20 protein-coding genes and 1 riboswitch are annotated in these 22,744 nt (G+C 70.2%); of the genes, 12 read left to right on the top strand and 8 right to left on the bottom strand.

The genetic code is table 11. The annotated features are described in order from the left end of the window. The 11 genes from ACIP9H_RS38300 (at nt 1) to ACIP9H_RS38250 (ending at nt 14,199) form a co-directional block, all read left to right on the top strand. Entirely contained in the window at nt 1-918 is a 918-nt protein-coding gene (locus ACIP9H_RS38300) for an ABC transporter permease (RefSeq protein ID WP_401592775.1), read from the top strand. Further along, nucleotides 915-3,002, top strand: a complete 2,088-nt coding sequence (locus ACIP9H_RS38295; RefSeq protein WP_401592773.1) for a dipeptide ABC transporter ATP-binding protein — start codon at nt 915-917, stop codon at nt 3,000-3,002. The genes ACIP9H_RS38300 and ACIP9H_RS38295 overlap by 4 nt, the downstream gene beginning before the upstream one ends. 77 nt (nt 3,003-3,079) lie before the next feature. Further along, entirely contained in the window at nt 3,080-4,771 is a 1,692-nt protein-coding gene (locus ACIP9H_RS38290) for an ABC transporter family substrate-binding protein (RefSeq protein WP_401592771.1), read from the top strand. An 81-nt stretch (nt 4,772-4,852) separates the two neighbouring features. Beyond that, on the top strand, nt 4,853-5,953 hold the full coding sequence (locus ACIP9H_RS38285) for an LLM class flavin-dependent oxidoreductase (protein WP_401963551.1): 1,101 nt from the start codon (nt 4,853-4,855) through the stop codon (nt 5,951-5,953). Next, complete coding sequence (locus tag ACIP9H_RS38280; RefSeq protein ID WP_401592767.1) at nt 5,950-7,398, top strand: NtaA/DmoA family FMN-dependent monooxygenase; 1,449 nt, start codon at nt 5,950-5,952, stop codon at nt 7,396-7,398. Before ACIP9H_RS38285 ends, ACIP9H_RS38280 begins: the two co-directional genes overlap by 4 nt. Nucleotides 7,399-7,408: 10 nt before the next feature. Further along, nucleotides 7,409-7,522: riboswitch (SAM riboswitch) on the top strand. Nucleotides 7,523-7,556: 34 nt separating this feature from the next. Continuing rightward, nucleotides 7,557-7,673 carry a putative leader peptide gene (locus ACIP9H_RS38275; protein WP_401592765.1) on the top strand — a complete coding sequence of 39 codons (117 nt, stop codon included), beginning with the start codon at nt 7,557-7,559 and terminating at the stop codon, nt 7,671-7,673. A gap of 286 nt (nt 7,674-7,959) precedes the next feature. Then, entirely contained in the window at nt 7,960-9,525 is a 1,566-nt protein-coding gene (locus tag ACIP9H_RS38270) for an ABC transporter substrate-binding protein (RefSeq protein WP_401592885.1), read from the top strand. Nucleotides 9,526-9,529: 4 nt separating this feature from the next. Further along, nucleotides 9,530-10,489, top strand: coding sequence for an ABC transporter permease (locus ACIP9H_RS38265; RefSeq protein ID WP_401592763.1), 960 nt, complete (start codon nt 9,530-9,532; stop codon nt 10,487-10,489). Then, on the top strand, nt 10,486-11,406 hold the full coding sequence (locus ACIP9H_RS38260) for an ABC transporter permease (protein ID WP_401592761.1): 921 nt from the start codon (nt 10,486-10,488) through the stop codon (nt 11,404-11,406). Before ACIP9H_RS38265 ends, ACIP9H_RS38260 begins: the two co-directional genes overlap by 4 nt. A 29-nt stretch (nt 11,407-11,435) precedes the next feature. Continuing rightward, nucleotides 11,436-13,109 carry a dipeptide ABC transporter ATP-binding protein gene (locus ACIP9H_RS38255; RefSeq protein ID WP_401963605.1) on the top strand — a complete coding sequence of 558 codons (1,674 nt, stop codon included), beginning with the start codon at nt 11,436-11,438 and terminating at the stop codon, nt 13,107-13,109. A 13-nt stretch (nt 13,110-13,122) separates the two neighbouring features. Then, nucleotides 13,123-14,199: an LLM class flavin-dependent oxidoreductase gene (locus tag ACIP9H_RS38250; protein WP_401592759.1), complete on the top strand. Its 1,077-nt coding sequence runs from the start codon at nt 13,123-13,125 to the stop codon at nt 14,197-14,199. Between the two features lie 21 nt (nt 14,200-14,220). On the opposite strand, the gene ACIP9H_RS38245 is transcribed toward ACIP9H_RS38250, so the two are convergent. The 8 genes from ACIP9H_RS38245 to ACIP9H_RS38210 form a co-directional block, all read right to left on the bottom strand. After that, nucleotides 14,221-14,985, bottom strand: coding sequence for an ABC transporter ATP-binding protein (locus tag ACIP9H_RS38245; protein ID WP_401592757.1), 765 nt, complete (start codon nt 14,983-14,985; stop codon nt 14,221-14,223). Next, entirely contained in the window at nt 14,982-15,782 is an 801-nt protein-coding gene (locus ACIP9H_RS38240; protein ID WP_401592755.1) for an ATP-binding cassette domain-containing protein, read from the bottom strand. The genes ACIP9H_RS38245 and ACIP9H_RS38240 overlap by 4 nt, the downstream gene beginning before the upstream one ends. Then, nucleotides 15,779-16,654: an ABC transporter permease gene (locus ACIP9H_RS38235; RefSeq protein WP_401592753.1), complete on the bottom strand. Its 876-nt coding sequence runs from the start codon at nt 16,652-16,654 to the stop codon at nt 15,779-15,781. Before ACIP9H_RS38235 ends, ACIP9H_RS38240 begins: the two co-directional genes overlap by 4 nt. Continuing rightward, nucleotides 16,651-17,616 carry an ABC transporter permease gene (locus ACIP9H_RS38230; RefSeq protein WP_401592751.1) on the bottom strand — a complete coding sequence of 322 codons (966 nt, stop codon included), beginning with the start codon at nt 17,614-17,616 and terminating at the stop codon, nt 16,651-16,653. The genes ACIP9H_RS38235 and ACIP9H_RS38230 overlap by 4 nt, the downstream gene beginning before the upstream one ends. After that, entirely contained in the window at nt 17,616-19,139 is a 1,524-nt protein-coding gene (locus ACIP9H_RS38225; protein WP_401592749.1) for an ABC transporter substrate-binding protein, read from the bottom strand. The genes ACIP9H_RS38230 and ACIP9H_RS38225 overlap by 1 nt, the downstream gene beginning before the upstream one ends. A gap of 46 nt (nt 19,140-19,185) precedes the next feature. After that, nucleotides 19,186-19,914: a DUF1684 domain-containing protein gene (locus ACIP9H_RS38220; RefSeq protein WP_401592747.1), complete on the bottom strand. Its 729-nt coding sequence runs from the start codon at nt 19,912-19,914 to the stop codon at nt 19,186-19,188. Nucleotides 19,915-20,576: 662 nt separating this feature from the next. Next, nucleotides 20,577-21,044: a peptidoglycan-binding protein gene (locus tag ACIP9H_RS38215; protein ID WP_401592745.1), complete on the bottom strand. Its 468-nt coding sequence runs from the start codon at nt 21,042-21,044 to the stop codon at nt 20,577-20,579. 378 nt (nt 21,045-21,422) lie between these two features. Continuing rightward, complete coding sequence (locus ACIP9H_RS38210; protein ID WP_401592743.1) at nt 21,423-21,854, bottom strand: VOC family protein; 432 nt, start codon at nt 21,852-21,854, stop codon at nt 21,423-21,425. Nucleotides 21,855-21,972: 118 nt separating this feature from the next. Between ACIP9H_RS38210 and ACIP9H_RS38205 the strand changes: the two genes are divergently transcribed. Continuing rightward, the gene (locus ACIP9H_RS38205; protein ID WP_401963547.1) at nt 21,973-22,569 is read left to right on the top strand and encodes a TetR/AcrR family transcriptional regulator; all 597 of its coding nucleotides are present in this window, start codon (nt 21,973-21,975) and stop codon (nt 22,567-22,569) included. The last annotated feature ends 175 nt before the right edge of the window (nt 22,570-22,744 follow it).

Raw genomic sequence — 22,744 nt, 5'->3', positions numbered from 1 at the left:
ATGGCGACCACGGTGACTCCCCTGCCCGAGCCGCTCGACGACGCCGCCGCGCTCCGGCTCGGCAGCGGACTGCTGTACCTGCGGCGGTTCGCCCGCAACCGCGGGGCCCTGCTCGGGGTGACCCTCTTTGTGCTCCTGCTGTTCTTCACGGTGTTCGGAGGCCTGTTCACGCGCTTCGCGTACACCGACACCGACTTCACGGCACTCACCCAGCCCCCCGGCGCGACGCACTACTTCGGCACCAACCAGGGTGGCAACGATGTCTACGCGGAGGCCGTACACGGCCTGCAGCGCTCGTTGGCGATCGCGGTCAGCGTCTCGGTGCTGACGATCGTGCTCGCCGCCGTGATCGGCGCGGGCGCCGCGTACTTCGGTGGGCGTGTCGAGAAGCTGACCCTGACGGTCATCCACTTTCTGCTCGTCGTGCCGTCGTTCCTCATCCTGGCCCTGGTCTCGCACCACCTCGCCGGCGACTGGCGCGTGCTCATCCTGGTGCTGACCGTGTTCGGCTGGATGTCCACGGCACGGGTCATCTGGGCGGTCTCCACATCCCTGCGGGAGCGGGACTACGTGCTGGCCGCCGAGTTCATGGGCGTGCGGCCGTGGCGGATCGTCATGCGGCACATCATCCCCAACCTCGGTTCCCTGCTCATCGTCAACCTGACCCTCGGAGTCGTCGCCACCGTGCTCAGCGAGACCGCCCTGTCCTTCCTCGGTTTCGGTGTGCAGACGCCGGACGTGTCACTGGGCACCATGCTCGCCGACGGCGCGGGGACCATCACCAGTGCTCCCTGGCTGTTCGGCTATCCGGCCGGCCTGGTGGTGCTGCTGACGGTGTCGATGACCCTCATCGGCGACGGCCTGCGCGACGCCCTCGACCCCACGTCGGCCACCGGGGCCTCGGGAGGCCGGCGATGACGTTCACCACCCCTCGGACACACCCCGCCACGGCGTCCGGTACCACGGCACCGGTGCTGTCGGTGCGCGACCTGCACATCTCCTTCCCGTCCGAGGCCGGTCCGGTCCCGGCCGTGCGGGGAGTCAGCTTCGACGTGCTGCCCGGGCGGACCCTCGGCATCGTCGGCGAGTCGGGGTCGGGCAAGTCCGCCACCGCGATGGGCATCATGGGCCTGCTGCCGGAGACCGCCCGGCTGTCGGGGCAGGTACAGCTCGGCGGCCGCGACCTGGTAGGACTGAACGACCGGCAGCTGTCCGCGGTGCGCGGCAAGGACATCGGCATGGTCTTCCAGGACCCGCTGTCCGCGCTGACCCCGATCTTCTCGGTGGGCAGGCTGCTGTCCGACGCACTGCGGGTGCACCAGGACCTGACGAGGCAGGCCGCGTGGAAGCGCGCGGTCGATCTGCTGGACCTGGTCGGCATCCCCGAACCGCACCGCAGGGCACGGTCGTTCCCGCACGAGTTCTCCGGCGGCATGCGCCAGCGCGTCGTGATCGCCCTGGCCATGGCGAACTCACCGTCGGTCATCATCGCCGACGAACCCACCACCGCCCTCGACGTGACCGTGCAGGCGCAGATTCTGGGCGTGCTGCGCACCGCGCAGGCCGAGACCGGTGCGGGTGTCGTACTCATCACCCATGACCTGGGGGTGGTGGCCGGTTACGCGGACGAGGTCGCGGTGATGTACGCCGGCCGGATCGTGGAACAGGCCGCGGCCGAGGAGCTGTACGGCCACCCCACCATGCCCTACACGATCGGGCTGCTGGGCGCGGTGCCCCGGCCCGATGTCCGGGCCGACCGGGCTCTCGTGCCGATCGGCGGCGAGCCCCCCTCGCTGCTGCGGATGCCGGCCGGTTGCCCGTTCGCGGACCGCTGCCCGGCCGCGGTCGACCGTTGCCGCACGGAGGAGCCCGCGCTGGCCCCCGTCGCCGGCCACGGGCGGGTGGCCTGCCTGCGCGCCGACGAGGTGGCCGACGGCCGCCTGGCGAGGGAGTCGCTGTTCCCCGCCGCCGCGGACGCCGGGGAGCGGACCGCCGGCTCCCCCGGTGAGGTGGTGCTCCGCGTCTCCGGCCTGGCCAAGACGTATCCCGTCACCACAGGCGCGTTGCTCAGGCGCCGTGTCGGCACGCTGCACGCCGTCGCCGATGTCGGCTTCGAGCTGCGGGCGGGCCGGACCCTGGGCCTGGTGGGCGAGTCCGGCAGCGGCAAGACCACCACCCTGCTGGAGATCATGCGCCTCAAAGCGCCCGAGCGCGGGCTGATCGAGGTCGAGGGCACGAACGTGGCCGGGCCGGGTTCCGCCGAGCGGGCGCGGGAGCTGCGCCGCGCGGTGCAGATCGTCATGCAGGACCCCATGGGCTCCCTCGACCCCCGGCTCCCGGTCTTCGACCTGCTCGCCGAGCCTTTGCAGGCGGTGGGCGCCGGCCGTGCGGCGATCCGCGCACGCGTGGCCGAGCTCCTCGACCTGGTCGGGCTGGAGGCGTCGGTGTCCGACCGCTTCCCGGCCGCTCTGTCCGGTGGGCAGCGCCAGCGGGTCGGCATCGCCCGGGCGCTGGCGACCGAACCGCAGATCGTGGTGCTCGACGAGCCGGTGTCCGCGCTGGACGTCTCCGTGCAGGCCGGCGTCGTCAACCTGCTCGCGAAACTCCAGCGCGAACTGGGCCTCGCCTACCTGATCGTCGCGCACGACCTCGCGGTGATGAGGCACGTGGCCGACCACATCGCGGTCATGTACCTCGGCCACATCGTCGAGACAGCCGCCACCGAGGATCTCTTCGCCGACCCCAGGCACCCTTACACCGAGGCCCTGCTCTCCGCGATCCCGGTCCCCGACCCACGGGTCGAGCGATCACGGGAGCACATCGTGCTGGAGGGCGAGCAGCCGAACGCATCGGATCTGCCGCCAGGTTGCGTCTTCGTCGGCCGCTGTCCCCTGTACCGGACGCTCGACGAGGCGCTGCGGGAACGCTGTCGCGCCGAGCGGCCCGCCCTGGGCGCGGCGGCAGCCGGCTCCGGCCACCGGCACGCCTGCCACGCCCGCTGAATCAAGGCCCCCCCACCCCGCCGGCATCGCGCCCCGCGGTGCCGCACGCCTCCACACAGGAACGGAACCACTCCCCCATGCGATCGCACATCACCCCCACAGCCGCGCTCGTGGCGGCCCTCGCGCTGGCCGCCACCGCCTGCAGTTCCTCCGGGTCCGGTGCCCCTGTGGCCGGCAGGCCCACCGACAAGGCGGCGACGCCCGCGGTGGCCTCGGCGAAGGTCGACTACAACCCGCAGCCGTACGAGAACATCAAGGACGGCGGGACCTACACCACCCCCGGTACTTTCGACGACCAGGGAAATCCCTTCAACGCCAACGCGACCCTCACCGCCTCCCGCATCTGGTTCTGGTACAACCCCGACGTCATCACGTACTCCCCCACCGGCGAAGTGCAGTACAACCCGGACTACCTCAGCGACGTCAAGGTCACCACCACCGGCGGCAACCAGCGGGTCGTCCTCACCATCAACCCCAAGGCCACCTACAACGACGGCACCCCCATCGACTGGAGCGCCGTCAAGGCGACCTGGCAGGCCAACAACGGCACGAACAAGGACTACAACGCGAGCAACACCGAGGGCTACCGCAACATCATCTCGGTCACCCGCGGCACCGACGACAAGCAGGCGATCATCGAGTTCAAGGGTGTCGACCCCTGGTGGTCCAGCCTGTTCACGACCTTCCTGCACCCCAAGGCCGCCACGGTCGGCGCCTTCAACGACGCCTATGTCAAGAAGGCCCACCCCGAATGGGGCGCCGGCCCCTACACCGTGGGCACGCTCGACACCAAGAGCGGCAACCTCACCTTCGTCCGCAACCCCAAGTGGTGGGGCAAGAAGGGCAAGCTCGACAAGCGGATCTACGTCAACCTGGACTCGGACGCCGCACTCAACGCCTTCAAGAACGGGCAGGTCGACTACGCCGCCACCGGCAGTGCCGAGGGCCTGAAGCAGATCAGCGGCGTCAAGGGAACCGAGATCCGCCGTGGCGGCAGCCCCTTCGAGTACTCGCTCTACGTCAACACCAAGTCGACGGTCCTGGGCGACGTCCACGTCCGCGAGGCCCTGCTGAAGAGCGTGGACCGGGCACAAATCGCCAAGATCCAGTTCCAGGGCCTGGACTACTCCGAACCGCTGCCCGGCTCGGCCCTGCTCTTCAGTTTCCAGAAGGGCTACAGCGACAACATCTCCCCGCTGATCGACTACGCCCCCGACGACGCGAAGAAGGCCCTGGACGCCGCCGGCTGGAAGCCGGGTGGTGACGGTATACGCGAGAAGAACGGCACCAAGCTCAGCGTGGGCTACACCCTCCTCGGCGACGACCCTCTGGACAAGGCCACGGCCAACGCGTTCGCCGCGATGCTCAAGCCGGTCGGCATCCAGCTCGAGATCAAGAAGGCCGACGAAGCGGACTTCGCGAAGATCCTCGGCGACCGGGACTTCGACCTCTTCCTGTCCGGCAACCGGTCCACGGACCCCTTCGGCGCCCGCTACCTCTACCAGTTCTACGGCACCGACAGCGACTCCAACCTGACCGGCGCCGGAACCCCCGACCTGGACAAGGAGATCCACGCCGCGGCCTCGATCTCCGACCCGGACCGGCAGACCGCCCAGGCCAACGCCATCGAGCGCAAGGAACTCGCGCAGTACGCCTTCCTGCCCCTGTTCAGCGGGCCGTCCATCTACGCCGTGAAGAAGGGCCTCGCCAACGTCGGCGCCACCATCTTCGGCACTCCGCTGCCGGAGACCGTGGGCTGGCAGAAGTAGCCGTCCCACGGGCCCACCCGGGCCGGCCGGGACGCGAGTCGCGCTCCCGGCCGGCATGCCGTGCTCTCGGAAGGAACGCCCATGTCCGGTCCCGTTCTGCACCTCGCCGTCGAGATCGACGGCGACGGCGCCCACCCCGCGGCCTGGCGCCGCGCCGCCCACTCCCCCGGCCGGCTGCTGACCCCACGCCGGGTGGCCGGCGTGGCAGCGGCCGCGGAGAACGCCGGGTTCAGCCTCGTCACCCTGGACGACGGTGTGCTGCCGCCCGGCGCCCCGCCGGACCCGGTGGGCCGGATCGGCGCGGTGGAGCGGGCGGCCTTCGTCGCCGCGTCCACGAGCACGATCGGGATCGCGCCGGTGCTACCCGTCACGTACGCGGAACCGTTCCACGTCTCCGGTCAGTTGGCGTCGCTGGACCACGTTTCCGCCGGACGCGCGGGATGGGTGGTGACCGAGGAGGACCTGCCCGAGGCGGCGCGCGCCTGGGGGCGCCCTCTGATCGCCGACGCGGGCGGGCGGGCCCGCGAGACCCGGGACGGGGTGGGGGTGGTGCGTGCCCTGTGGGACTCCTGGGAGGACGACGCCGTGATCCGGTCGGTGGCCAGCAGCCGCTACCTCGACCGCGAACGCCTCCACTACATCGACTTCACCGGGGAGACCTACTCCGTGAAGGGCCCGGCGATCGTGCCGCGCCCACCCCAGGGGCAACCGGTCGTCCTGGGCCGGCCGGACCTGGTGCCCGCCGGGCTGCTCGACGTGGCGCTCGTCAGCGGGCGGGACCCGGCGGCGGTGACGGCTGCCGCCGCCGCGGCGGGCACACCCCGCGTCCTCGCGGAGGTCGACGTCGCCCTCGACACGCCCCGGGCGAGCGCCGCCGAACGCGTCGCCGACCTGGAGCGTCACGCGCCGTGGGCCGATCGTGGGCGGCTGCGGCACATCGGATCGGCCGACGGCCTCGTCACCCTCCTCGCCGGTCTGCGCGGCCTGGTGGACGGCGTCCGGCTGCACCCGCTCGTCCTGGACGAGGACCTGGCCGTCCTCTCCCGGCTCGTGGTGCCCGCCCTGAGCGAACGACGCCTGGCCGCCCGTCCGCTTCCGGGCGGGTCACTGCGCTCGGCCCTGGGTCTCGAGCGGCCCGCCAACCGTTACGCCACCACCGCCCCCGAGGAGGAGGCCCGATGACCCGCACCGATCCCCTCGACGTCCCTCGCCCCGACGCGCAGCTCCACTTGGGGGTGTTCTTCCAGGGCGTCAACCACTGGACCGTCTGGTCCGCGCCGGAGAGCGGTTCGCAGATCGACCCCGCATCGTTCCGCCGGGTCGCCCAGACCGCCGAGCGGGGCCTGTTCGACGCGTTCTTCCTCGGCGAGGGCCTGCGGTTGCGAGAGGTCGACGGCCGCATCCACGATCTCGACGTGGCCGGGCGGCCGGACGCGATCACCCAGCTCGCCGCACTGGCCGCCGTGACCCGCCGGATCGGCCTGGTCAGCACCTCCAACTCCACCTTCAACGAGCCCGCCGACCTCGCCCGCCGCCTGTCCGGGCTCGACCTGCTCTCCGAAGGCCGCGCAGGGTGGAACGTGGTGACCACGGACAACGCGTGGACCGGCGAGAACTTCCGCCGCGGCGGCTACCTCGACCATGCCGACCGCTACCGGCGGGCGGAGGAGTTCCTCACCGTCGCCCGCTCCCTGTGGGACGGCTGGGAGGACGGGGCCGTCGCCACCTCCGCGGAGGCACCGTCCTGGTCGGTACCGGGCGCCGTCACCCGCGTACGCCACAAAGGCGCCCAGTTCGATGTCGACCTCGTCCCGACCTTGCCCCGCAGTCCCCAGGGGCATCCGGTCGTCTTCCAGGCCGGGGACTCCGGCGAGGGCCGCGACTTCGCCGCCCGCAACGCCGACGTCATCTTCTCCGCGCACGGCAGCGACTTCGACGACGCACTGGCCTTCGCCGAGGACATCCGGCGCCGGCTGCGGGCGGCCGGACGACCCGAGGACGATCTGCGGATCCTGCCCGGCACGGAGATCATCATCGGCGCCACCGAGGAGGAGGCGCACGAGAAGAAGCGCTGGATCCGCCGGCAGCAGGTGACTCCCGCGACGGCGCTCGGCATCGCGGGGCTGTTGTGGGGCATCGACCTGTCGGACCGGGACGCCGACGGGCCTCTTCCCAAGGAGGATCCCGTGGTGGCCGAGAACGACGGCTCCTTCGGCGCCCGGCGCGTCGCCGACCCGCGCGTGGTGGTCGCCGAGTGGCGTGCCAAGGCGGAGGCGCACGGGTGGTCGCTGCGCGAGGCCGTCATCGCGCTCGGGCCCCAGCGTGGCCATGTCGGCACCCCGTCCCGACTCGCCGACCGGTTCGCCTCCTTCGTACGGCACGGAGCGGTCGACGGCTTCAACGTCACGCCTTACCTGATCCCGGACGGCCTCGACGACATCGTCGACCTGCTTGTCCCGGCACTGCAGGAACGCGGTGTCTATCGCACGGAGTACACCGGTAGGACACTCCGCTCCCATCTGGGCCTGCGACCGCCACTGACCCGCCGCGCGGCCTTCGGGAGCCGCCAACGGGCGGATCGGACCGAAGAGTTCGCGCCATTGACGGACGGCGACACCGCTCCGTAGGCTGCGAAGCGGCATTGAGCGTCAGCGTCAAGCCCTGGCTGGCTGACCGGCAACCCTCCGACGCGGCGGGGTGCTCCAGGTGAAAGCCCGGCGGAGTCATCGGCGACTTCCGCAAGCGCGCCGCCCCGTGAACGGAGCCCGGAGGGGGAGGAGTAGGCATGCGGCACCACGGCTACCTGAGCGCCTCCCTCGCGGCCGCGACGCTGTTCTCCGGCTTCTCGCGGCGACGCCATATCGATCTGCAGCGCTCCGCCAGCTGTCTCTGTCACAGCTGACCGGGATCCGCCCCGCCGGCTGACTACGCGCGCCGGCCGCCTCCCCGCACATCCACGCCCCCTGCGGGGTGTACCGGTTCGCGCCCACCGCCGGACCCGCTCTCTCCCTCCCTCTCCCCATCCTCTGAACAGCGTCACCCCGTCGCGGCAGCACGCCTGACGGGGCGTCATATCCGTGCGCTCTCGCTCCCTGCGCCGGTGCGCGGTGACACGAGTAGGAGAACCCTCGGTGACAGCTCATCACGATGCATCCACCGGCCGGGCCGCCGCCGCCCTGGCCGTCCTCATGACCACCGGCGTCCTGCTGACCGCCTGCGGCTCGGGCACCGGCGGGTCCGGCGCCGGTACCGGGCGGCCCAGTTCCGGAGGCACCCTGACCTTCGCCGTCGGTTCCGACGCCGGCTGCGTGGATCCGCAGCAGGTCGGCAGCAACGACACCATCTACTCCCTGCGCCAGGTCGTCGACTCCCTGACCGACCAGGACCCGAAGTCCGGCAAGATCGTGCCGTGGCTGGCCAAGAGCTGGGACGTCAGCCCGGACGCCACCACGTTCACCTTCCACTTGAGACCAGGCGTGACCTTCAGCGACGGTTCACCGCTGACCGCTCAGGTGGTCAAGGACAACTTCGACGCCGTGCCGAAGCTCGGCGCACTGGCCATCCTCGCCCAGGGGTACCTCAGCGGCGTGGAGAGCACGGCCGCCGTCGATCCGTCCACCGTGCGAGTGACGTTCAAGGCGCCCAACGCCCAGTTCCTCCAGGCGACGGCAACGCACTCGCTGGGGATCGAGTCGTCGGCGAGCGTGAAGAAGTCGCCGCAGGACAGGTGCAGCCAGGGGGTGGTCGGATCCGGACCCTTCGTGCTGAAGCAGTACGTGCAGAACCAGTCGATCACCCTGGCCAAGCGGGCCGGGTACCAGTGGGGCTCCTCACTGTGGACCAAGAAGGGCGAGGCGTACCTGGACCAGCTGGTGTTCAAGGTGGTTCCCGAGGCGGGAGTACGGGCCGGCAGCCTCCGGTCCGGCCAGGTGGACGCGATCGGCAGCGTCGGCCGGGCCGACGAGGCGACGCTCAAGGGAGGCCGGGTGAACCTCCAGCAGCGGGCGAACCCCGGCGTCGTGTTCGGACTGGGGTTCAACAACTCCCGGCCGATCCTGAAGGACGCCAGGGTGCGCCAGGCGGTCGGGTACGCCGTCGACCGACAACAGGTCGCCGCCACGGTGTTCCCGACCGGCACCCGGCCGGCCACCAGCGTCCTGTCGCACACCACGCCGGACTACACCGACCTGGGTGCGGAACTGGCCCACGACGGCGCCAAGGCGGGGGCACTGCTGGACGCGGCCGGTTGGAAGCCGGGCCAGGACGGCATCCGCACGAAGAACGGCACACGGCTGAGCCTGACCGTCAAGTGGTTCGCAAACGCGGCCACGAACCAGCCGGCACTGGAACTGATCCAGCAGCAGCTCAAGGCCACCGGCATCGAGCTGGTGCTCAAGGAGTTGCAGATCTCCCAGATCGCCCAGGTGCAGCAGTCCGGCGACTTCGACGCACTGTGGGGAAACCTGACCCGCGCCGACCCGGACATCCTGCGGACCTCGTACTCCACCGAACTCGCCAACACCTACCGCGTGCCGTCGAGCCCACTGGACGCGGTCCTGGACCAGCAGGCGGCCACCACCGACGCGAACCAGCGGGCACAACTGGTCACGCGGGCACAGACGTTGATCGTACGAAATGCCTACACCGTCCCGGTGGTCGAACTGCAGACCCAGCTGGGCGTGTCGAACAAGGTGCACCACCTCGACTTCGACGCCTCCAGCCGGATCCAACTGCACGACACCTGGATCGGCTGACGGCATGGGCGCATACGTGATCAAGCGGTTCGCACAGGCGCTCGCCGTGCTGTGGGCCGCCTACACGCTGTCGTTCGTGGTCCTGGACTACCTGCCCGGTGACCCGGTGTCGGCCATGGCCGGCGCCGGGGCGGACTCCGCTGCCATCGATCCGGCGCAGCTGGCCGCGCTCCGACACCAGTACGGCTTCGACAAGCCAGTTCCGGAGCAGTACATCGAGTACCTCGGCCGGGCCGTGCGCGGCGACTTCGGTGACGCGATCTCCACGGGCCGGTCAGTCACCGCGACCCTGGCCGACGCACTGCCGCAGACCCTGCAACTGACGGGGGCGGCGCTGCTGCTCGCAGTCGCCGCCGGCGGCGGACTGGCGGTGCTGGCGACCCGTACCCCGCGGCGGTGGCTGCGGCAGGTCCTGCTGTCCCTGCCACCGTTGGGAGTGTCGGTTCCCACGTTCTGGGTCGGGCTGATCCTCGTCGAGGCGTTCTCCTTCAGGCTGCGCTGGTTCCCCGCCTTCGGCAACGACGGACTGCGCGCCCTGGTGCTGCCCGCCGTGACGCTGGCCGTCCCGACCGGCGCGCTGGTCGCACAGGTACTGGCCAAGAGCCTGTTCACGGCACTGGGCCAGCCCTACGTGGAGACGGCGCGGGCCAAGGGCGCCGGCCGATGGCGCATCCACCTGCGGCACGCGCTGCGCAACGCGTCCCTGCCGGCGCTCACCATCGTGGGGCTGCTGGTCGGGCAGCTCGTCGCCGGTTCCGTGGTCGTGGAGACCGTCTTCGCCCGCGACGGCCTGGGCCGGGTGACGGTCACCGCGGTCACCGCGCAGGACCTTCCACTCGTCCAGGGCGTGGTGGTGTTCGGCGCGCTGACCTTCGTACTGGCCAACCTGGTGGTCGACCTCGTCTATCCGCTGCTGGACCCGCGCATCGTGGTGGCCTCGGGCAGGAGGGCGAGTTTCGCATGAGCCAGAGCCTTGTCCACGACACCACCGAGTCCACGGCACCTCAGCGGGGGCGTCCGGTGCACGGCACGCCGCCGGGACCGCGGCACGGCGACGCACGGCGGGCGCTGCGCTTCCTGCTGCACCGCCCGGGCCTGCTGGCCTCGATCGTCGTCGTCGTCCTGGTGGTGATCGCCTCCTTCCGCCCTGAGCTGTTCACCTCACGCAATCCGCTGGAAGGCACGCCGTCGCAGAACTTCCGAGGCCCCAGCGGCGTGCACTGGTTCGGCACCGACGAACTGGGACGCGACCTGTTCTCCCGTGTCGTGCACGGGGCACAACTGTCCCTCAAGGCGACGCTGATCGCGGTGGCGGTGGCGTTCGTCCTGGGCGGCCTGCTCGGCCTGGTGGCCGGGTTCGTGGGCCGCTGGATCGACGACGTCCTGATGCGCTTCGTGGACGTCCTGCTCTCCATTCCCGCGCTGTTCCTGTCCCTGGCCCTGGTCACCGCGCTGGGGTACGGGACGGTGAAGGTGGCCTTCGCGGTCGGGATCGCCGGCGTGGCGAGCTTCGCCCGGGTGGCCCGGTCGGAAGTGCTGCGAGTGCGGCAGGCCGTCTTCGTCGAGGCGTCGCGGTCCTGCGGTGCACGCTGGTACTCGGTACTGGGCCGGCACGTGCTCCCGAACGCCGCGGGCCCGATCGTCGTGCTGGCCACCCTCGAACTGGGAACGGCGATCCTGTCCGTGTCGGCATTGAGCTTCCTCGGCTACGGGACGCCACCGCCGGCCCCGGAGTGGGGAACGCTCATCTCCGTGGGCCGCAACTACCAGGCGAACGCCTGGTGGCTGACGGCACTGCCCGGCCTGGTGATCGCAGCGACGGTCCTGGCCACCAATCGCATCGCCCGGGCCCTGGACGGCGAATGGTCGGAGCAGCGATGACCGGGCCGGCGAACCACTCCGCGACACACATGGACGAGGACGTGACCGAAGCCCTTCTGGAGATACGCGGCCTGTCGGTGTCGTACGACACGCGCGGCGGCCCTGTGCATGCCGTACGCGGCGTCGACCTGGACGTCCGCCGGGGCGAGGTGACCGCCGTGGTGGGCGAGTCCGGCTCCGGCAAGAGCACCACCGCACATGCCGTCACCCGCCTGCTGGCGGCGAACGGCAGGATCGACGCCGGCTCCATCCGTTTCGGCCGGCACGACCTGACCGCGCTGACGGAGGCGGAACTGCGGGTCCTGCGCGGCGCGCAGATCGGTCTCGTCCCGCAGGACCCTTCGGTGTCGCTCAACCCGGTCAAGCGCATCGGCGAGCAGGTCGCCGAGGTGCTGCGCATCCACGGACTGGCCGCACGCCGCGCCGCGGCATCGGAGGCCGTCGCCGTCCTGGAGCAGGCCGGAATGCCCGATCCCGCCGTCCGTGCACGGCAGTACCCGCACGAACTCTCCGGCGGTATGCGGCAACGCGCGCTGATCGCGATCGCCATCGCCGCGAAACCGAGACTGATCATCGCCGACGAGCCGACCAGCGCGCTCGACGTCACCGTGCAGCGCCTCATCCTCGACCAACTTCAGCGCCTCACCACGGAGTACGGGACCGCACTCCTGCTCGTGACCCATGATCTCGGGGTTGCCGCCGACCGCGCACAGCACATCGTCGTCATGTCCCAGGGGCAGGTCGTCGAGGCCGGACCGACCCGGGAGGTCCTCCACACGCCGCAACACGTCTACACGCGCCGGCTGTTGGCGAGCGCTCCGAGCCTCGGTACGGGACGCCCAGCCACCCTTCGCACGCCGGCCGCCGGCGCCGTCCAGGCACCGCCTCTGGTCGAGGTCCGCAACGCGGTCAAGGAGTTCAGGCTGCCACGCGCGGCGGGCGAGACCCGGACGCTGCGCGCGGTCGACGAGGTCGGTCTCACCCTGCACCGCGGCCGGACCCTGGCCCTGGTGGGCGAGTCCGGCTCGGGGAAGTCGACCACCGCCCGGCTCGTACTCCGCCTGACCGAACCGACCGCCGGACAGATCCTGTTCGACGGCCACGACGTCACCGACGCCCGCGGCTCCCGGGCCAGAGACCTGCGCCGCCGGGCCCAACTCGTCTACCAGAACCCGTACGCCTCACTGGACCCGCGATTCTCCATCGGAGAGGTGATCACCGAGCCGCTGCGAGCCTTCCGCGTCGGCGACCGGCGCTCCCGGCTCGACCGGGCCCGCGAACTGCTGGACCGCGTGGCACTGCCGGCCTCGGTCCTCGGCCGCCGCCCGGCCGAACTGTCCGGCGGGCAGCGCCAGCGTGTGGCCATCGCACGCGCCCTCGCCCTCTCGCCGGACCTGGTGGTCTGCGACGAACCGGTGTCGGCCCTCGACGTATCCGTCCAGGCCCAGGTCCTCGACCTGCTCGCCGAACTCCAGGCCGGCAGCGAGGTGGCATACCTGTTCATCTCGCACGACCTCGCCGTCGTACGGCAGATCGCGCACGAGGTCGCCGTCATGCGGGCCGGTCGCATCGTGGAGACCGGGACCGTAGAGCAACTGTTCGCCCACCCCGCCCACCCGTACACCCGCGAACTGCTCGCGGCGATCCCGGGCCGAAGCACCCCCTCCCCCGTCGGCCCCGCCGCCGAGTCCGCCACCACGTGAGGACGAACCCCGCATGAGCACCCCTCGGATCACCTCGCTGGCCTTTCTCACCCCGGGCAATTTCGACGACGACGACCCGCACACCGGGCTGGAGGAGACGCTGCAACTGTTCGAGTACGGCGAAGGGCTCGGCTTCGACGGCGCCTGGATCCGGCAGCGCCACCTCGAACACGGCGTCGCGTCGGCCGCGGTGTTCCTCGCCGCGGCCGGCCAGCGCACCCGGCGGGTCGAGCTGGGGACCGCGGTCATTCCCATCGGGTACGAGAGCCCCTTCCGCCTCGCGGAGGACCTGTCGCTCGCCGACGTCCTCTCGCAAGGGCGACTCCAGGCCGGCTTCAGCACCGGCATGCCGCACGCCGAACTGCTGGGGGACCTGGTGTACGACGGGGACTGGCGCAGCTTCGACCTGTCGTACGGCAGAATCGCCCGCCTCGTCGACAACCTGCGCGGCCGCTGGCTGGGCGGCCCGGACACGGTGATCCACTCACCAGGCAACACCCAGCGGCCCCGGCTGCAACCGCACAACCCCGATCTGGCCGACCGTATCTGGTACGGCGCGGGCAGCCTCCGCTCCGCCCGCTGGGCCGCCGAACACGGTCTGCACCTGTTGTCCGGGAACATCGTCAGCGGCGGGGAGGACACCGACGACTTCACCACGGCCCAACTGCGCCTGCTGTCCCAGTACCGACACACCGTGCACGCGGTGCGGCCGGAGGCCCGGATCGCGCTGGGGCGCGTCGTCGTACCGTTCGACAGCGCCGACACCGCCACCCGGACCCGCTACACCGACTACGCCGCCGGCCGCCACAAGCGCACTCTGACGCCGCAGACCATCGGCACACGTCGGATCCTCTTCGCCCCGGACATCGTCGGGACCGCCGAACAGATCCTGGAACAGCTCACCGCCGACCCCGTGATGGCGTCGGTGTCGGAACTCCGCCTCGAACTGCCCTACGAGTTCCATCACGAGGAGTACCAGCAGATCCTGCACGACGTACGACACCTGATCGCCCCGGAACTGGGCTGGCAGCCAACCCCTCAGGGCGACACCGACCGAAGCCCGAACCTCGTGCAGGAGGCAACACCCTGAACGATCGGCCGATCGAGCAGCTCAGGCGGGCAGGCGCGGCACGCTGTCGATCAGCCTGCGCGTGTACGGGTGGGCGGGACGGCCCAGCACCTGGCCGGTGTCGCCCTGCTCGACCACGCGGCCGCGTTCGAGCACGGCGGTGCGCTCGCACAGGGACGCCACGACCGACAGGTCGTGGGAGACCATGACCAGCGTCAGACCCTGTTCCTGCTTGAGCTCCGCCAGCAGGTCCACGACCTTGACGCGGGTGGTGACGTCGAGCGCGCTGACGGGTTCGTCGGCGAGCAGTACCCGTGGGTGGCACACCACGGCCCGGGCGATCGCGATGCGCTGGCGCTGCCCGCCGGAGAACTCGTGCGGATAGCGGTGCAGCGCGTCGGCGGGCAGGCCGACGCGCTCCAGTGCGACGGCCGCTTTCGGCATGGCTACGGACCGTGTGGCGATGCCGAGGGAGCGCAGGGGCTCCGCGACGATGGCTCCCACGCGCCGGCGGGGGTCGAGCGAGGAGTAGGGGTCCTGGAAGACGCACTGCACGCTTCGCCGGAAGCGACGCATCTGCTCACGGTCGCGCAGGGAGAGAGCAGCGCCGTCGAAGTGGACACCTCCGGCCGTGGGACGGGAGAGACCCAGGAGCAGGCGCAGCAGCGTCGTCTTCCCGGCGCCCGACTCACCGACGAGAGCGAGGCTCTCTCCGGCCTCCACGGTGAGGGTGACGTCCCGCACCGCGTCGTCCGCGCTCCCGCGGTGGCGCAGGGTCACGTCCTTCAGTTCCAGTACGGGCGTCACGGTGCGCTCCTCAGGTCCAAAGCGGACTCCAGTTGCCGTGCGCTGGCCACGAGGGCCCTGGTGTACTCATGGTGAGGGGCGCGAACGAGGTCGCGGACCGTGCCCTCCTCGACGGCGCGGCCGTCCTTCATCACCAGGGCGCGGTCGGTCACCCGGGCGACGACGGCGAGGTCGTGGCTGACGAAGAGCACGGCCATGCTCCGTTCCCGCACGAGGGCGTCGACGAGGTCCAGCATCTCCGCCTGCACCGACACGTCCAGCGCGGTCGTCGGCTCGTCCGCGATGAGCAGAGCGGGCGCGCAGGCCAGTGCCATGGCCAGGGCGACGCGCTGTCGCTGTCCGCCGGAGATCTCGTGCGGGAACGCCCGAAAGACCCGCTCCGGATCGGGCAGCCGCACCTGTGTCAGCGCGTCACGCACGGCGTCACGCAGGGTGGCTCCCTTGAGGCCGGTGCGCCGCGCGAGGGGTTCGGCGATCTGCCGGCCCACGCGCATCAGCGGGTCGAGCGCGGTCAGCGGTTCCTGGAAGACGATGGCCGCGTCGCGGCCGCGTACCGCGGTGAGCCGCCTTTCGGGGGCACCGACGATCTGGGTTCCGGCCAGTTCGATGCTGCCGGTGGCGGTCATGCCGTCGGGCAGGAGACCGAGAACGGCAAGCGTGCTGAGCGACTTGCCCGAGCCGGACTCGCCGATGAGACCGAGTCGTTCACCGCTGTCCACGCCGAAGGAGAGGTCGTCGATGAGGGTGCGGCCGTCGGCGGTCCTGACGGTCAGTCCGCGTACGTCGAGGAGGCTCATGTCCGCCTCCTGCGGGTCGCGGGGTCGAGGGAGTCCCGCAGTCCGTCGGCGATCAGATTGACGCCGATGACGAGGAGGACCAGCAGGATGCCAGGGGCGAGTGCCCCGGCGGGGGCGGTGGTGAAGGTGGCCTGCGCCTCCTGGAGCATGCGGCCCCACGAGGCGTTGGGCGGCGGGGCGCCCAGGCCGAGGTAGGACAGGCCCGCCTCGGCCAGTACGGCAAGGCCGAACTGCAGGGCCAGGTTCACCACGAGGGTGGGCCAGATGTTCGGCAGCACGTGGCCGAGCACCGTGCGGGGCCAGGAGGTGCCGGACGTACGGGCTGCGGTGATGTAGTCCTGCGCCAGCACTCGTTTGACCAGGATGCGGACCAGCCGCGCGACGACGGCACTCTGCGCCAGACCGATCGCGAGGACCGCGGAACCGAGGGTCGCCGAGCGCGCCGCGACGATGAGCATGGCGAGCAGCAGCGTCGGGAACGCGATCAGGATGTCGAGGAATGCGGACAGGGTGTCATCGAGCCAGCCCTGCGCGAAGGCGGCGAGGATACCCAGGGTGAGGCCGAGAGCGGCGGCGACGAGCACGGACCCCAGCCCGGCCTCGACGGCGATGCGCGAGCCCGCCATCACCTGGGTGAACAGGTCGCGCCCGAGCTTGTCGGTGCCCAGAAGATGACCCCCACCAGGTGCCGTCAGCCGTCCGCCGGAGGTGTCGTCGGCGGCGTAGGGCGACCAGAACAGGGAGACCAGTGCGAGCAGCACGATCAGGCCCGCCAGGACACAGCCGACGACGAGCGTGGCAGAGCCGCGGAAGCGGCGCCCTGCTCGTGTCGCCCGCCTGCTCCGGGCCGGTTCGAGGATGTCGGACGTCATCGGGCTCCTCCCGACAGCCGTGCGCGCAGTCGCGGGTCGATGATCCGCTGGACCAGGTCGGCGACGAAGCCGATGACCAGTACGGCAAGCGTGGAGACGAACAGCACGCCCTGGATGACCGGGTAGTCGTGCTGCGCGATGCCGGTGGCGAGCATCGAGCCGAGGCCCGGCAGCGCGTACACCGATTCGACCACGACGGCGCCGAGCAGGGTCGTGGCGAGTTCGATGCCGAGGACGGAGATCACCGGGACCGAGGCGTTGCGCAGGCCGTGCCGCCACATCGCCCGGCCGAAGGAGGACCCGAGGGCGCGGGCGGTCCGCAGGTGATCGCTGCCCAGGACGTCCAGGGTCGCGGAGCGCACATAGCGGATCAGGGAAGCGCTCATCACCAGGGCGATGGTCACGACCGGCAGGACGAGGGAGCGGACCGCCTCGGCGGGCTCCGACCAGCCGTCCGGTGGAAAGCCGCCCGCCGGAAGCCAGCCCGCGTTCAGGGCGAACACGTCGATCAGGATCATGCCGAGCCAGAACACCGGGATCGCGATGCCCAGCTGGGAGACGCCGCTGAGCAGGGCTCCGTACCAGGTGTGCCGCTTGTACGCCGCGACGAAGCCTGCGGGCACGGCTACGAGAACGGCGAGCACGAACGCCGCCGAGGTCAGGGGGACCGTGACGTTCAGCCGGGACGCGACCTCGGGGCCGACGGGCAGCGAGCTGACGAAGGACGTGCCGAGGTCGCCCCGGGCCAGCTGCCCGAGCCAGTGGGCGAACTGCTCGGGCAGCGGCCTGTCGGACCCGATGGAATGCCGTGCCGCGGCGATCTGCTCCGGGCTTGCGCCCACCGCGGTGAGCGCGTTGGCCGGGTCACCGGGAAGCAGGCGGAGCAGCACGAACAGGACCACGCTCGCCAGGGCCAGCGACACCAGCAGGAAGACGAGTCGGCGCAGGAGGTAGCGCGCCATCAGCCCTTCTTCTTGATGTCGTGGACGTAGAACTGCGAGTTGAGGCCGTTGAGCGGATAGCCCGACAGCTTGCTGCTCGCGACGACGATCTGCGGGTACAGGTACAGCCAGTCGCTTGCGGCGTCCTCGGCGGTCTTCTCGTTGACCTTCTTCAGCAGCGCGGTCTGCTCATCGGTGGTGGCGGCCTCCTCGGCCTGCTGGACCCACTGCGTGACCTGCTTGTTGTCGTAACCCCAGTAGAAGTCGGGGTTTCCGTACCACACGAGGTCGCGGTCGTTGACGTGCTCCTGGAGCGTCGCCGTGAAGTCGTGGTTCTTGTAGACCTTCGTGTACCACTCGTCGGGGGTGATCGTGTTGATCGTGACGGTGATGCCGACCTTGGCCAGTTCCGACTTGATGAACGTGGCGGCGGTGGGGTGCGGGTCGTAGTTCGGGGTGTCGAGGGTGAAGGCGAAGCCCTTGGCGTACCCGGCCTCGGACAGGAGCTGCTTGGCGTGTGCCGGATCGTAGGCGTTGACCTTGGTGAGGTCCTCGTACCAGGGGTCGGTCGGAGGCACCATGGAGCCGATGAGCTTGCCGTAGCCGCCCCAGACCGACTCCAGCAGCTTCTTGTCGTCGATGGCGGCGGACACGGCCTGACGCACCTTGGCGTCGGTGAACGGCTTGGCCTTGTCGTTGAAGGCGAGCAGCAGCTTGGTCGTGGAGTTGCCGTCGTTGACCTTGTAGTTCTGGTTGCTCTTGAACTGGTCCAGGGCGTCGGGCGACTGCTCGCTGGTGACCACGTCGACAGCGTTGGTCAGCAGCGCGTTGTTGAGGGCTGTGGCGTCCTTGTAGTAGTGGAAGACCGCCTTCTTGTTCGCGGCGGCCTGGCCCCAGTAGCCCGGGAAGCGGTTCAGGCTCAGGGCGGAGCCGCGAGTCCACTTGTCCAGCGTGTAGGGGCCGGTACCGTCTTCCGTCGTCTTCAGGTTCTGGGCCTGGGAGTTGATGATCCAGACGTACGAGAGGTTGTAGATGAAGGAGATCGACTTCTGCGACAGCGTGACCTCGACCGTCCGTGCGTCGGGGGTGGTGATGCCCTTGATCACCTCGAGGTTGCTCTTGCGCGCGGACTGGGAGTCGTCCGCGATGACCTTCTCCAGGCTGTACTTGACGTCCTGGCTGGTGAGTTCCTTGCCGCTGTGGAACTTGACGCCGTCACGGAGGGTGAAGGTGTAGGTGAGCCCGTCACCGCTGACCTTGTAGTCCTGGGCGAGGAGCTTCTCGACCTTGCCGTCGTCGGTGAGTCCGAAGAGGCCTTCGTAGACGTTGCCGTTGAGGGCTTCGGTCACGCCCTGGCCGCCGCCGGCGGTGTTGTCGAGGTTCTGCGGCTCGTAGAGCGAGCCGATGTTGACCGTCGCGTCCTTGTCGTAGGCACCGCCGGCGCTGCTCCCGCCGGAGCCGGAGCCGCCCCCGCACGCCGTGAGGGTCAGAGCCAGCGTGGCGGCCGTCGCGGTGCCGTACAGGGAAGTCTTCTTGAGATTCATGGTGAAGGCGCTTTCGTGCTGCGGTGACGTGGCTTCTGCGGGAGATTCAGTGCTGCGCGAGGAAGCCGTCGCGGAAGACGGGGAGTTTCTCGCCGGCCTCGACGGGCAGGTGGAAACGGTTCTGCCGCGGCGGCATCGGACAGTTGTACTGATCGGAGAAACCGCAGGGCGGCACGAACGCACGGTTGAAGTCCAGCAGGACGCGGTCGTCGTCCTGGGTGCGCTGCACGAAGAGGAAGCGGCCGGCGCCGTAGGTGGTGGCCCCGTTGGTCGGGTCCCCGAAGACCAGCAGCAGTGTGCCGTCGTCGTCGAAGGCGCTGAGGGTGTACTCGTGGCCGTCGAGGGTGAGGGTGATGTCGCCGGGGACGACGAGATCCCGCGTGCCGCCGTTGTCCCGCAGGTGCTCGAAAGCGATCTTGCGCGCGCCGGGCACGGGGTTGTAGGTGGCATGCACCACCCACGCCGGATCGTAGGAGAAGGCATCGACGCGGTCGAAGTACCGGATGGCCGGTGAATCGGCGTCCCAGAAGCGCAGACCGTACTCCGGCTCGCCGGTGACGATGTCGGTGCGCTGGAGCGTGGTGACGGTCACCGTGTCCGGCTGCCCCTCCCCCTCCTTCTCCGCATCAGGGCGCTCACCCGCCGGAAACCAACGGGTCTCCACGAGGGCGAGGTTCCCCGTCGGTGCAGCGAGGCTGCGATGACGCTCCGCACGCCATGCGTGCCACAGCCCGACGGGGACGGACGCAGGTCCAATGGCGCTGGGGTGGGACACGTTGCACTCATTCGCGTAGAGGGATCGCCGACACTCACGCCGCGAGGTGACGCTGCGCGAAGAAATGGCCTATGGGCATGTCCTTTATCCGCCCGGCAGAGATCCCACGTCAAAGATGTTCCATATAGCGAGACGGCGAGCACGGGAAGGGGCGGTCGGTATCGACCCGCGATATCCCGCTGGAGACGACACAAACAGCTTCCGAGCTGGGAAGATGCACACTTCCTTCGCGTTCGGCTCGGAGGGCGACCATATCCAGGGGTGTCCATTATTTGAGATGGCCACTCGAATCATGCGTATCGGTCGGAGTCGCCGTGACACCGGCGCGTCACCGGCCCAACGCGTGTGCTCGAGGCCGCCCGCCCACGCGGTGAACCCGTCCCCGGTGCAGGCACCGCGGGACCCCCGGCTGCGCCCTCGGCCTCGGACTCACTCCCACGGGAGTCTGCACGGGCACGCGGTCACGATGGCCACCGAACCCGATGGAGCCGCCGACGGTCGTCCTGCTCACCGCCTGCGCCGCACGCTGCGAGGCCGCTGAACGGGAAGCGAACACCGGCGGAGACCTGTACGCGATGCGGATCACCTGTGCGCACACCCCGGCAGGGGACTCCGGGCCGGTGTGGCCCGGAGCCCCCTGCCGGGTGAAGCTCGCCCGTGGGTCAGGCGTTGGCCACGCACCAGTTGGCGAACGTCTTGAACGCGGCCTGCGTCCCCGAACCGGCCTGACCGTCGATGGCGCCGGTGTAGCCCCAGCCGTTGTCCCGTAAGAAGCGCTGCAGCGCCGAGACCGTGCCACCGCCGACGACTCCGTCGATGGCGCCGGTATACCCGTGATAGGCCTTGAGGTGGCGCTGGAAGGCCTTCCAGCTCTCCGGGCCCAGCTCGCCGTCGATGCCGCCGGTGTAGCCCCAGTTCGCCTTGAGCCATCGCTGGACGCCCTTGGCCTGCGTAGCGTTCAGGCCGAGGTTCACCACCGCGAACGGCGTCACCACGGCCGTCGTCGCCGACTGCGCCGATGCCGAGCCGGATGCCGCAAAGCTCGTGCTCGCGCCCGCCAAGCTCCCGGCGGCGATCCCTGCCACGGCCGTGACACTGACCAGCGACCTTGCCAGAACGTTCCTTCGCATGCGTCTCTCCCTTAGAAGGCGGACAAAGACCCGGCACCACCACGTCGCATGACCCAGTCCGTGGATCCTGCTGGTGGCACCCCGTGCGTTTCGCGCTACTTCGCATCGCTGCCACGGGGCCCCGAGGTGTGCCGGCCCGCTTCCCGGACCCGACGCAACAGCGGGAGCCCCCTTCCATCCGCTGCCGTGCACCAGAACGGTCACATGCCCGCCCTTCCCTGGCACATCAGAAGCACGCAACTGCCTCAAATCTGACGCATAGTTGGCCAGAACCGGGACTCGTGATGCCGCTGGGACCAGGTGCGCGACCGGGAACTGGTCTGCCCTGCGAGGCGGGCGCGAAGGCGTCCGGATACGGTCGCCGTCGGCTCCCGGGATTCAGTCCGCGGCCGGGGGCTGGATGAGCTCGATGAGGTTGCCCTCGGGGTCCTTCACGTAGGCGAAGCGGGCGCCGGGCTGGACGGCGTCGGCCGGCGGCCACACCGGTTGCGCGCCGGCGGCAGTGAGCGCGGCGAACACCGCGTCCAGGGCCTCGACTTCCAGGGCCCAGTGGCCGTAGCCCTGCTCCCGGCAGGCGTCCAGCGGGTCGGTGAAGACCCGCGGGCGCGTGGAGCCGGCGCGCTCGATGAGCTCGACACGGATTCCCGTGCGGGTCTGCAGGACAGCGGTGCGCACGGGCGGCTCGGGGACCTCGTACCGCTCGATGATCGTTTCGAACCCGAGTACCTGCTGGTACCAGATCGTCTGACGGTCGAGGTCGGCGACCGAGATGCTGACGTGATGGTGGCGCGGAGTGATGGTCGATGTCATGGGTCACGCTCCTGGTCAGGGAAGGGGCCCGCCCGCTTCGGGCAGTCGGCGAAAATGAAGTAGTCAACGACTACATTGCCAATGTAGCCGCTGTCAACATTGCTGGTACGGTGATGCCATGCCGACCGCCCGGAACCAGTACCACCACGGAAACCTGCGCGCGGCCCTCCTCACCGAGGCGCAGACGATGCTCTCGGAAACAGGGGCCGACGCCCTGTCGCTGCGCGAGGTCGCCCGGCGGACGGGCGTCAGCCATGGCGCCCCGCGCCGGCACTTCCCGGACAAGCAGGCACTGCTGTCCGCACTCGTGGAGCAGGGTTACGAACAACTCGGGGCCCGGATCGAATCAGCCCTGGCCGGCACCGGCGGCGACTTCACCGAACGGCTCACGGCATTCGCCTGTGCCTACGTCGACTTCACCCGGCGCAACGACGAACTGATGACCCTGATGCTCTCGTCCAAGACCTGGCCCGACGCCGGACGCCTCATTGCCGCGAACGAACGGGCCTTCGCTCCGGCGGTCGAACTCCTGCGCCAAGCCGCCGAAAGCGGGGACATCGCGACTGCCGACACCGACACCGTCAATACGGCCGTCCTCGCCATGCTGCACGGGCTCGCATACGTGGCCGGGCACGGTCTGGCAGGAACAGGACCCACCACCGACCTGGTCGCCGGCGCGGTCAGGGCCCTGGTCGAGGGTCTACGCCCGCGCTGACCTCGGGCTCCGGCGGTCGGCGTCCTGCCGCACACCCGCGACCGGCCCTGTCAGCCACGAACCGACCACGCGGTGCACCCTAGTACTGCAACGGTCTTTGTCGTGACGGGTGGGCAGCTTCGGGTGGTGTGTGACCGCGTCGTTTGTAGTGGCTGATTCGGGCTTGGTGTTGTCG

The organism is Streptomyces sp. NPDC088732, assembly GCF_044751205.1.
Taxonomy (GTDB): domain Bacteria; phylum Actinomycetota; class Actinomycetes; order Streptomycetales; family Streptomycetaceae; genus Actinacidiphila.
This window is presented reverse-complemented; position numbering and strand designations above follow the sequence as displayed.

Excerpts from the sequence above, each read along its gene's own strand:
- ACIP9H_RS38300 (WP_401592775.1), top strand. The coding sequence starts at position 1 with ATGGCGACCACGGTGACTCCCCTGCCCGAGCCGCTCGACGACGCCGCC.
- ACIP9H_RS38295 (WP_401592773.1), top strand. The coding sequence starts at position 915 with ATGACGTTCACCACCCCTCGGACACACCCCGCCACGGCGTCCGGTACC.
- ACIP9H_RS38290 (WP_401592771.1), top strand. The coding sequence starts at position 3,080 with ATGCGATCGCACATCACCCCCACAGCCGCGCTCGTGGCGGCCCTCGCG.
- ACIP9H_RS38285 (WP_401963551.1), top strand. The coding sequence starts at position 4,853 with ATGTCCGGTCCCGTTCTGCACCTCGCCGTCGAGATCGACGGCGACGGC.
- ACIP9H_RS38280 (WP_401592767.1), top strand. The coding sequence starts at position 5,950 with ATGACCCGCACCGATCCCCTCGACGTCCCTCGCCCCGACGCGCAGCTC.
- ACIP9H_RS38275 (WP_401592765.1), top strand. The coding sequence starts at position 7,557 with ATGCGGCACCACGGCTACCTGAGCGCCTCCCTCGCGGCCGCGACGCTG.
- ACIP9H_RS38270 (WP_401592885.1), top strand. The coding sequence starts at position 7,960 with ATGACCACCGGCGTCCTGCTGACCGCCTGCGGCTCGGGCACCGGCGGG.
- ACIP9H_RS38265 (WP_401592763.1), top strand. The coding sequence starts at position 9,530 with ATGGGCGCATACGTGATCAAGCGGTTCGCACAGGCGCTCGCCGTGCTG.
- ACIP9H_RS38260 (WP_401592761.1), top strand. The coding sequence starts at position 10,486 with ATGAGCCAGAGCCTTGTCCACGACACCACCGAGTCCACGGCACCTCAG.
- ACIP9H_RS38255 (WP_401963605.1), top strand. The coding sequence starts at position 11,436 with ATGGACGAGGACGTGACCGAAGCCCTTCTGGAGATACGCGGCCTGTCG.
- ACIP9H_RS38250 (WP_401592759.1), top strand. The coding sequence starts at position 13,123 with ATGAGCACCCCTCGGATCACCTCGCTGGCCTTTCTCACCCCGGGCAAT.
- ACIP9H_RS38240 (WP_401592755.1), bottom strand. The coding sequence starts at position 15,782 with ATGAGCCTCCTCGACGTACGCGGACTGACCGTCAGGACCGCCGACGGC.
- ACIP9H_RS38235 (WP_401592753.1), bottom strand. The coding sequence starts at position 16,654 with ATGACGTCCGACATCCTCGAACCGGCCCGGAGCAGGCGGGCGACACGA.
- ACIP9H_RS38230 (WP_401592751.1), bottom strand. The coding sequence starts at position 17,616 with ATGGCGCGCTACCTCCTGCGCCGACTCGTCTTCCTGCTGGTGTCGCTG.
- ACIP9H_RS38225 (WP_401592749.1), bottom strand. The coding sequence starts at position 19,139 with ATGAATCTCAAGAAGACTTCCCTGTACGGCACCGCGACGGCCGCCACG.
- ACIP9H_RS38215 (WP_401592745.1), bottom strand. The coding sequence starts at position 21,044 with ATGCGAAGGAACGTTCTGGCAAGGTCGCTGGTCAGTGTCACGGCCGTG.
- ACIP9H_RS38210 (WP_401592743.1), bottom strand. The coding sequence starts at position 21,854 with ATGACATCGACCATCACTCCGCGCCACCATCACGTCAGCATCTCGGTC.
- ACIP9H_RS38205 (WP_401963547.1), top strand. The coding sequence starts at position 21,973 with ATGCCGACCGCCCGGAACCAGTACCACCACGGAAACCTGCGCGCGGCC.